At 72.9% G+C, this 9849-nt stretch carries 7 protein-coding genes; 2 read left to right on the plus strand and 5 right to left on the minus strand.

Annotated features, from left to right (window positions below; translation table 11 throughout):
- Positions 1–4: 4 nt before the first annotated feature.
- The 4 genes from ACFPYL_RS19845 to ACFPYL_RS19860 all read right to left on the minus strand — a co-directional run bounded on the left by ACFPYL_RS19845 (position 5) and on the right by ACFPYL_RS19860 (position 4814).
- Positions 5–1531 (minus strand): Y-family DNA polymerase, encoded by a 1527-nt coding sequence (locus tag ACFPYL_RS19845; protein WP_379160855.1) that lies wholly within the window; start codon positions 1529–1531, stop codon positions 5–7.
- 5 nt (positions 1532–1536) lie between these two features.
- Complete coding sequence (locus ACFPYL_RS19850) at positions 1537–2205, minus strand: hypothetical protein (RefSeq protein WP_379158401.1); 669 nt, start codon at positions 2203–2205, stop codon at positions 1537–1539.
- A gap of 34 nt (positions 2206–2239) precedes the next feature.
- The gene (locus ACFPYL_RS19855; protein ID WP_379158404.1) at positions 2240–4078 is read right to left on the minus strand and encodes an AMP-dependent synthetase/ligase; all 1839 of its coding nucleotides are present in this window, start codon (positions 4076–4078) and stop codon (positions 2240–2242) included.
- A gap of 85 nt (positions 4079–4163) precedes the next feature.
- Positions 4164–4814: an MOSC domain-containing protein gene (locus ACFPYL_RS19860; protein WP_379158407.1), complete on the minus strand. Its 651-nt coding sequence runs from the start codon at positions 4812–4814 to the stop codon at positions 4164–4166.
- A 97-nt stretch (positions 4815–4911) separates the two neighbouring features.
- On the opposite strand from ACFPYL_RS19860, the gene ACFPYL_RS19865 reads away from it, so the two are divergent.
- Both ACFPYL_RS19865 and galE read left to right on the plus strand, forming a co-directional pair.
- On the plus strand, positions 4912–7566 hold the full coding sequence (locus tag ACFPYL_RS19865) for an exopolysaccharide biosynthesis polyprenyl glycosylphosphotransferase (protein WP_379158410.1): 2655 nt from the start codon (positions 4912–4914) through the stop codon (positions 7564–7566).
- A 1-nt stretch (position 7567) separates the two neighbouring features.
- Positions 7568–8545 carry a UDP-glucose 4-epimerase GalE gene (gene galE / locus ACFPYL_RS19870; RefSeq protein ID WP_379158413.1) on the plus strand — a complete coding sequence of 326 codons (978 nt, stop codon included), beginning with the start codon at positions 7568–7570 and terminating at the stop codon, positions 8543–8545.
- 7 nt (positions 8546–8552) lie between these two features.
- Here the strand turns inward: galE and ACFPYL_RS19875 are convergent, their stop codons facing one another.
- Positions 8553–9824: a Wzz/FepE/Etk N-terminal domain-containing protein gene (locus ACFPYL_RS19875; protein WP_379158416.1), complete on the minus strand. Its 1272-nt coding sequence runs from the start codon at positions 9822–9824 to the stop codon at positions 8553–8555.
- Positions 9825–9849 lie beyond the last annotated feature (25 nt).

The raw sequence follows: 9849 nt of genomic DNA on the forward strand, positions 1-9849 counted from the left end.
CCCATCAGTCGTACGCTGCTTCGGTCCACCAGGACCCAGGCGCCTCCCAGGTCATCAGCCACGCCCGGCCGTCGACGCCGACCACCTGGAAGCGCGCGACCCGCCTGCCCCCGGACTCCCACCACAGCTCCTCGACCGGCCACGGACCCGCCCAGGCGGCGACGGGGAGCCACTCCCCGCGCGGCTCGGGACGGAAGCGGGTCGGCTCGCCGAGCACCGCCCCCCGTGCGTCGACGGCGACCGGGCGACCACCGGCGCCGGCGACCTCGGCCGGCCACGGGCTGGCGAAGACCCGCGCGGGCGCCGGCGGCGGGATGCTGCCGGGCCACGGGTGGCTGGCGGGCCGCAGCCCGGTCGGGCGCTCACCCCACGGCACCAGCGCCTGCCGGTCGGCGGGTGCGCGGCCGCCTTGGAGGACGGGTACGACGACCGCCTCGTGGCCGAGCATGCCCTGCACCCGGGCGATGCCGCGCTGCACGCGCTCGTCGGTGCCGCCCCAGAGCCCGTCGGCGTGCACCGCGTCGGGCACCACGGTCACCGGCGTGAAGAGGATCCGGCTGACCGGCGCGCGCACCTCACCGGCCCGGAAGCTCCCGGTCAGCTGCCAGTGCAGCCGGTCGACCAGGTCGGCCGCGGTGAACCAGCGCGGGTGCAGCCACTCACGCGAGGACGCCGGGTCGTCGTACGACGAGCCCTCGACGAACGCCTCGATCCGCACCTCGGTGCAGACCAGCTGCTGGGCGGCCAGGCCGGCGACCACGGCGTCGGCGGTCTGGCGGACGCTGAAGCTGATCGTCTCGGCGTTGTCGAGCGGCGGCTCGAAGTCGACGTGGCGGGCCAGCTCGGGTGGCGGGGTGCGGGTGGTGAGCGGCACGGCGCCGGCGCCGCCCACGACGCGGTGCACCCAGGAGATCTTCGGCCCGAACCGGTCGCGCACGGCGGCGGCCGGCAGGTCGGCGAGCTCGCCCAGGGTGCGCAGCCCCAGCCGCTTCAGCAGGCTGATCGCGTCGGCGTCGTCGATCGCCTCCACCGGCAGCTCGCGCAGGAACGGCACCGACTCCCCGGGCGCGACGACGTGGCAGTCCTGCTCGCTGGCGAGCCGGGCCGCCTGCTCGGCGGTGAAGAGCTCGTCGGCGACCCCGACCCGGCTGTCCCAGACGCCGAGCTCGACGAGGCGCTCGGCGAGCAGCGCCGCGGTGGCCGGCTCACCGCCGCGGGCCCGCCGCGGCGCCCGCAGCGCGGCGAGGCCGGGACGCAGCGGCGCGACGCCCGGGTGCTGCTCCTCCACCGCGCTCAGCACCGTCTCGAAGGTCCGGGCGTCACGCTCCGGCGTCGCGGCGTAGACCTTCAGCTCGGGGCAGCGCGACTGCGCGTCCCGGCGCCGCATCCCCCGTCGTACGCCGAGGGTGCGCGCGGCGGTGTTGCCGGCCTGCACGATGTTGGCGTGGAAGACCGCCGCCGGCAGGTGGGTGGGCAGCCCCTCGTCGGCCAGCGCGGCGACCACCGGCCAGTCCGGGCACCAGACGACCATGACCCTCACGCGACACCCTCCACCGGGGTGACGACCGAGGCGGGCTCGACGGGGCGGTGCTCACTGACCCAGGACTGGTCCTCGGCCGGGAACCACAGCGCACCGCGACGCGGCGGCGCCGTACCCCTGCGGGCCTCGACCAGCAGCCGCCGCGACCGGAGGTGGCCGTGGCCCTGGCCGACCCCCGCCCAGGCGGGCTCGCTCGCGGTGAGCCGCACCTCGCAGCGCGGCCACTCGCCCCAGCAGACGAGGGCGGCGCCGCGCTTGCGGAGCCTGGCCGAGAGCTTCTCCGCCGCCGACGGGGTGACCCGGCCACCGGGCCGGACCAGCACCACCGTGGCGACGTCGACCAGGGCGGCCGCGACCTCGAGCCACTGCTCCCCCGGGTCGGGCACCAGCACGATCCGGTCGAGGTCGACCCCCAGCGCGACGGCCGCCTCCGCCCCGAAGTCGGGGACGCCCACGGCCGCGCACCAGCTGCCCGCGCGGGACGGACCGGCCAGCAGCGCCAGCGCCAGCGTCGCGCTGTCGACGGAGTAGCTGGCCCCCGCCCGCAGCTGCACCAGCCCCGCCAGCGCCGGGTGCGTCGCCAACGGCATCGCGGACGGCGTGCCGTCCTCCAGCCGAGCCATCCGGGTCCGGAGGTCGGCGATCAGATCAGGGGTGCTGGCCACACCCCATCATCGAACATGTGTTCGAACGAGTCAATCAGGAGTAGAAGGACTCGATCAGCGACTTGTTGTTGTCCTCGACGACGTTGCGCTTGACCTTCATGGAGGGGGTGAGCTCGCCGGACTCGATGGTCAGGTCGTGGTCGAGGATCTCCCACTTCTTGATGGTCTCCCAGCGGTTGAGCTTGGTGTTCAGCTCGTCGACGTAGGCACCGATCATCGTGTGCACGGCGTCGGACTTCACGACGTCGGTGTACGACGCGCCCGCCTGGCCGTTCTCCTCCGCCCAGCCCGCCATCGCGTCCGGGTCGAGGGTGATCAGCGCGCTCACGAAGTTGCGCTCGCTGCCGAACACCAGGAACTGGCTGACGTAGGGGCAGATCGCCTTGAACTTCGACTCGATCGCCGGCGGGGCGACGTACTTGCCGCCGGAGGTCTTGAAGAGCTCCTTGATCCGGCCGGTGATGGTGAGGAAGCCGTCGGCGTCGAGGCTGCCCTTGTCGCCGGTGTGCAGCCAGCCGTCCTCGGTGAGCGTCTTCGCCGTCTCCTCGGGGAGGTTGTGGTAGCCGGCCATGATGTGCGGCCCGCGCAGCATGACCTCGTCGTTCTCGCCGATCTTCACCTCGGCGCCCGGCAGCGCCGGCCCGACGGTGCCCATCTTGTAGTCGTCGGGGTGGTTGACCGTGGCGCCGGCGGCGTTCTCGGTCATGCCGTAGCCCTCGAGGATCAGGATGCCCGCGGCGTGGAACCACGCGCCGATCTCCGGGTTCAGCGCGGCCGAGCCGGAGATGAAGAAGCGGACCCGTCCGCCGAACCGCTCGCGGACCTTGCTGAAGACGAGCTTGTCGAAGAGGCCGTGCTGGAGGTTGAGCAGGAACGGCACGGACTTGCCCTGCCGCTTGAGCTCGTCGACCTTCAGGCCGACCTCGAAGGCCTTCTTGAAGATCTTCTCCTTCGCACCGCCCTCGGCGGCCTGCATGGTCACGATCCGGCCGTAGGCCTTCTCGAAGATGCGCGGAGCGGCACCCATGAACGTCGGCTTCACGATGCCGAGGTTCTCGACGATCTTGTCGACGCGGCCGTCGATCGCGGTCGCGAACCCGCACGCGAGCTGCGCTGAGAGCAGCACCTTGCCGAACGAGTGCGCCATCGGCAGCCACAGGAACTGCAGGTCGCTCTCGTCGAGGATGTCCTGCACCTGGATCGCGGTGCCCTCGTAGACCCACGACTTGTGCAGCAGCCGCACGCCCTTGGGGCGGCCGGTGGTGCCGGACGTGTAGATCAGCGTCGCGAGCTGGTCGGGGGCGATCGACTTCGCGGTCTCCTCGATCACGCCCGGGTGCTCGGCGAGGTAGGCGTCGCCGAGCTTGGCGAGGTCGTCGAGACCGATGACCCAGTCGCCGTCGGTCTTGCCGGTGAACGTCACGACCTTGCTGACGTGCGGCAGCTCGGCCTTGTTGGCGGTGAGCTTGGCGATCTGGTCGTCGTCCTCGGCGAAGACGACGCGGCACTCCGCGTCGGAGAGGATGTACGTCGTGTCCTCGGCGTTCGTCGTCGGGTAGACCGTGGTGGTCGCACCGGCGGCGCACATCACCGCGAGGTCGGCCAGGATCCACTCGTAGCGGGTCGCGGAGGCGATGCCGACGCGCTGCTCGGACTGGATCCCGAGCGACAGCAGGCCGGCGGCGAGGCGCTCGACGAGGTCACCCGCCTGGCGCCACGTCACCGACTCCCAGCCCTCGCCCCGGGGGAAGCGGTAGGCCTCGTGGTCGGCGGACGCCGCGACGCGGTCCAGGAACTGCACCGCGACGTTCTGGGTCATGTGGTCGACGAAGCTGGCGTCGACGGAGGGACTGGGACTGGCCTGGGCGGTCATCTCACTCCTGCGGTACGGCCGAGAGGTACATGGTTGCGAAGTAACCTAGATCACTTGTGCAACTGGCGGGTAGGCAACCCTCACTTCAGTGTCGCTCGCCCGCGACGTACCGCTCGGCCTTCGCCCGGGCCTTCGGCAGCAGGTCCGGTACGTCGAGCAGGCGCGGCAGCAGCGCCGGCTCGAGGGTCAGCGCGCGGAACATCGTCGACACCGTGACGCCGTGGCCGGGCACGTGGACGACCGAGATCTCGTCACCCGCGCGGATCGTCCCCTCGGCGAGCACCTTCAGGTAGGGACCCGGCCGGCCGACCTGCGCGAAGCGCTTCACCCACGCCGTGTTGTCGTAGCCCGAGCGACCCATCCAGCTCTTGAAGTCGTTGCACGGTGTCCGGATCGAGCGCACCTCGAGGAGCACGTCGCCGACCTGCCACCGCTCGCCGATCTCGGCCTCGTTGACGTCGATGCCACTGGTCGTGAGGTTCTCGCCGAACTGCCCGTCCAGGATCGCGACACCCAGCTCGCCCGCCCACCAGTCCAGGTCCTCGCGCGCGAACGCGTAGACCGCCTGGTCGATCCCGCCATGGTGCCGCCGGTCGGACACCTGGTCGCCCTCGAGACCCATCGCACGTACGTCGACCGGGCCGTGCACCGGGTGCTTGTCGATGGAGGTGCGGCCGATCTCGGCCCACGCAGCCTCACGAGGCATCCCGACGTTGACGGAGAGAACGGTGGCCATGCGCCGATCCTCCCAAGACAGACGACCTGGTCACACCGCGTTTTCGCCGGGCCGCCACCGGGAACGGGCAAGGTGACGCAATTCGCCAGGGGGGTCCGTGCGCTCACGTCTCGTCGACATGCTGCCGTCGTTGGGCAGCATCCGCCCTTTGCTGACCGTCATCGACCCGGCCGCCGTCGTCCTGGCCTGCATCGTCGTCCTCGGCCCGACCCCTCCGGTCGCGGTCCTGGCAGCGGCGTTCGCGGCCCTGTGCGTGTGCCGGAGCGCCGACCTGCACCGCTCGCGCCTCGTGCTGTCGGTGGTCGAGGACCTGCCCCGGCTGGTCCTGGCGGCGGGCGTCGCGGCGCTCACCCTGGCCGCCCTCACCTCGCCGGCCGCGGTCGCACCGGTGGCCGTCGTCGGCCTGGTCAGCCTGGTGCTGATGGTGGTCCTGCGCACCGGCGTGTACGCCCTTGCGCACACCCGCCGACGCAGCGGGCGCAGCTCGCACGCGGTCATCGTCGTCGGAGCGGGGGCCGTCGGCCAGCGCCTCGCCACCACGTTCCTCCACCGCCCCGAGCTCGGGCTGCGCCCGGTCGGGATCATCGACACCTCCCCGGGCCTGACCTCCCGCGACCTCCCGGTCCCCCTGCTCGGCGGCACCGACTCCCTCGAGCGCGCGATGGCCGACCTGGGGGTGGAGGACGTCGTGTTCGCGTTCCCCGATCCCCCGGACGACCACCTGATCGAGCTCGTGCGTCGGTGCGTGCAGGCCGACCACCAGGTCTTCGTGGTGCCGCGCTTCTTCGAGATGATGGGCCTCGACCACCACCGGCGCACGGAGGTGATCGGCGACGTCGCCGTGATGCGCCTGCAGCGCTGGGGCCTGCGTCCACCGACGATGCTCCTCAAGCGGGCGGTCGACGTCACGCTCTCCGCGACCGCCCTCGTGCTGCTGTCACCGGTGCTGCTGGTCTGCGCCGTCGGCGTACGCCTGGAGACCGGGCCGGGCGTGATCTTCCGCCAGACCCGCATCGGACGCGGCGGCCGCCCCTTCACGCTCTACAAGTTCCGCTCGCTCAAGCCGCACGACACCACCGAGAGCGCGACCCAGTGGTCGATCGACCACGACCAACGGCTCGGTCGGTTCGGCCGGTTCCTCCGGCGCACCAGCCTCGACGAGCTGCCCCAGCTGGTCAACGTGCTCCGCGGCGACATGAGCCTGGTCGGACCGCGACCCGAACGGCCCTTCTTCGTGCGCGAGTTCTCCCGGGCCACGGTGCGGTACGACGAGCGGCACCGCGTGCAGACCGGCCTGACCGGGTGGGCCCAGGTGCACGACCTGCGCGGCGACACCTCGATCGACGCCCGGGTGCGCTTCGACAACTACTACATCGAGAACTGGTCGCTCTGGACCGACCTCAAGATCATGTGCCGCACCGTGCTGGCGATCGTCCGCCACCAGCCCGACCCGCGTGCCCCGATGCTGCTCCGGCCGACCGAGGACGACGCCGCCCGACCCGCGGAGCCGACAGTCTCGACGCCGCCCGGCAGGCCGCGGGTGCTGCACGTCTCGATGCCGACCACCGAGGGCGTCGCCACCGTGCTGATGGGCTACGTCCGGGACCAGGTCGCCCGCGGGTGGTCCGTGACGGTCGCGTGCCCGTCGTCCGGATGGCTGGCCGACGCCGCCCGGGGTGCCGGCGCCCAGGTCGTCCGCTGGGAGGCCAGCCGCAACCCCGGACCCGGGATCGTGCGCGAGATCCGGCGGCTGCGCCGCATCGTCAACGACGTCCGGCCCGACGTGGTGCACCTGCACAGCGCCAAGGCGGGCATGGCGGGCCGACTCCTGCTGCGCGGCGTGGTGCCGACCGTCTTCCAGCCGCACGCCTGGTCGTTCCAGGCCGTCTCGGGCCCGATGAAGCGGGCCGTGACCGCCTGGGAGCGCTTCGCGCAGCGCTGGACCACCGAGCTGGTCTGCGTCAGCCACAGCGAGCTGACGCTCGCCGAGTCGGTCGGCATCGCGACGGCGACCACGGTCAGCCCCAACGGGGTCGACCTCGACCGCTTCGCGCCGGCCACCGACCGCACCCGCACCCAGGCCCGGCGCCGGCTGGGCCTGCCGGACGTGCCCACCGTGGTCTGCGTCGGCCGCCTGACCGAGCAGAAGGGCCAGGTCGACCTGGTCGAGGCCTGGGCCGACGTACGGACCCGCGTCCCGGACGCGCAGCTGGTGCTGGTGGGCGACGGTCCCGACCGTGCCGAGATCGAGGCCCGCACGTCCGACCTCGACGACGTCGCGCTGGTCGGCGTCCGTTCCGACGTGCAGACCTGGTTCGCGGCCGCCGACGTCATCGCGGCGCCGTCGCACTGGGAGGGGATGGCCGTCGCACCGCTCGAGGCGATGGCGTCCGGGCGCAGCGTCGTCGCGACCGACGTCGAGGGGATGTCCGAGAGCATGCCGCGCGGCGGCGGCCTCATCGTCGGGGTCGGTGACGTGGACGCCCTGGCCGACGGGATCGCGGAGCGTCTCCTGGACCCCGAGCTCGCAGACCAGGAGGGAGCGGTCGCCCGGGAGCACGTCGCGGCCCGCCACGACGTGAACGCCTCCGCGCGCGACGTCGCGCGGCTCACCCTGCGCCAGTTCCACCGCTCCCAGGGCACGGCCGACGTCCTGATGGCGCTCGGTCCGATGGCGATGACCAGCCCGCCCCGGCCGCCGCTTCCCCGGGGCGGCGCCACGGTCCCCGCCGCCGCAGGTCCCGAGGCGTGAGGTGACCGTCCTGGTGACCGGCGGCGCCGGCTACATCGGCTCGCACGTCGTGCGCGAGCTGCGCGACCGCTCGTCCATCGTGGTCGTCGACGACCTCTCGACCGGACGCAGGGACCGCGTCCGCCCCGACGAGCTCGTGGTCCTGGACCTCGCCGACCAGACGGCGCCCGAGCTGCTGCACGAGGTCATGGTGGAGCGCGGTGTGGACGCCGTCATCCACCTCGCCGCACGCAAGCAGGTCGCGGAGTCGGTCCGGCGGCCGGCTTGGTACTACACCCAGAACGTCGGCGGTCTCGCCCACGTGCTGACCGCGATGGAGCTGGCCGGCGTCGGGCGGCTCGTCTTCTCCTCGTCCGCTGCCGTGTACGGCGACGTGGAGGGCGACCGGGGTCCGGTGCGGGAGGACGACCCGTGCCACCCGGTCAGCCCCTACGGCCAGACCAAGCTGGTCGGCGAGTGGTTGTGCCGGGCCGCGGAGGACGCGTGGGGCCTGCGCTGGTCGGCCCTGCGCTACTTCAACGTCGCCGGCGCCGCCACCTCCGACCTCGGCGACCCCGGGGTCACCAACCTGATCCCGATGGTCCTGGACGCCGTGACGTCCGGGCGTCGGCCCCGGATCTTCGGCGCCGACTACGACACCCCCGACGGCACCTGCGTGCGCGACTACGTGCACGTCCAGGACCTCGCCCGGGCCCACCTCGCCGCGCTGGACCACCTGGGCTCCAGCGCCTACGACTCGTCCCCGCACCGCGAGTTCAACGTCGGCACCGGCCGCGGGTCGTCGGTCTCCGAGGTGGTCACCGAGGTCGCCCGTGCCACCAGCCGGAAGGCGGACCCGGAGGTCGTGGCCCGGCGCCCGGGCGACCCCGCCGTGGTGGTCGCCGACCCGACCCGGATCCGGGCCGACCTCGGCTGGGCCGCCGAGCGCGACCTCGCCGACATGACGGGATCGGCCTGGCGCTCCTGGCGCTCGTCCTGATCCAGGCTCAGGAGCGGCTGGGCACCCGGTCGGCGCGCTTGCCGACCAGCACGACGCCGAGGAGCCGGACGCCGACCGCTCGGATCCGCGAGGCGTGGCGGCGGATCTCCTGCGGGCTGACCCCGCTGTCAGGCACCGCGAGGACGAGCGAGCCGCCGGCCGCCATGATGCGGGCGTCCTCGCAGGCGCTGAGCGAGGGCGCCAGTACGACGACGACGTCGAAGCGCTCGGTCGCCTGCGTCATCGCCGCGGCGAACCGCGTCTCGAGGAGGGTCTCGGCGGACTCGCCGCCCCACTCCCCTGCCGGCAGCACGCTGAGGTTGTCGACGGGTCCCGCGCTGAGGGCGTCGTCGAGGTCGGCGCCGGTGAGCACGTCGTACAGCCCGATCGTCTCGGGCGCCGCGATCGGGCTGCCCTCCTGGTCGCCCACCCGGCCGTCGACCAGCAGCACCCGCCGGTGGACGTTCGCGAGCGAGACGGCGAGGTTGGCGCCGAGCCAGACGCTCACGTCGCCGTCGGTGACGTCGGCGACCACGACCAGGCTGACCGGGTCGGAGCTGGCCTCGGCCTCGAGGCCGATCCGCAACCGACGGAAGACGTCGGCCGCCGCCGTGCCGGGGTAGAGCGCGGGCACGGTCGTGGGGTCCTTCGGCGGGGACAGGGCGGCGAGCACCGGGGCGCCGACCAGGTGCTCGACCTCGGCCGCGTCGCCCAGGCCGGCGGTACGCCGCTCCCGCAGCACCGCCCCGCAGATCGCCAGGACCAGGGCCAGCACGACCGAGACACCGGCGCCGAGCAGGATGCTGGGGCTGGAGAAGGTCGTCGGTGGCCGGGCCGGGTTGCTGGTGGTGAACGTCAGGGCGCCGTTGCTGACGTCGTAGAGCGGCAGCACGTCGGCGACGGTGTTCGCGATCTCGGCGGCGACGTCGGGGTCGGAGTCGCTGGCGTCGATCTGGATCAGGATCGTGCCCGCCACCCAGTCGCCCGAGATCGAGCGGCGCAGGTCGTCGGCGCTCCGCGGCTCCGTCAGGCGCGAGGCGACGTCGGCGAGGACGTCCTGGGAGTTGGCGAGCTCCCCGATGCTGCTCCGCAGCGCGTCGACGTCCTCGAGAGGCGCGGTCGACGACGGCGAGGTCGAGACCGACATGACGGCCGTGGCTTCGTAGGTCTTGGGCGCGAGCCACAGCCCGACCCCCGCAGCCCCCAACGTCATCAGGATGATCGCCGCCACCAACATCTTGTGGCGCGACACTGCTCGTACGACGTACTCCGCTTCCATTGCTCCCCCGGTATGTCGTGCCACC

This window comes from Nocardioides hankookensis, from assembly GCF_042658885.1.
Classification (GTDB): Bacteria; Actinomycetota; Actinomycetes; order Propionibacteriales; family Nocardioidaceae; genus Nocardioides; species Nocardioides hankookensis.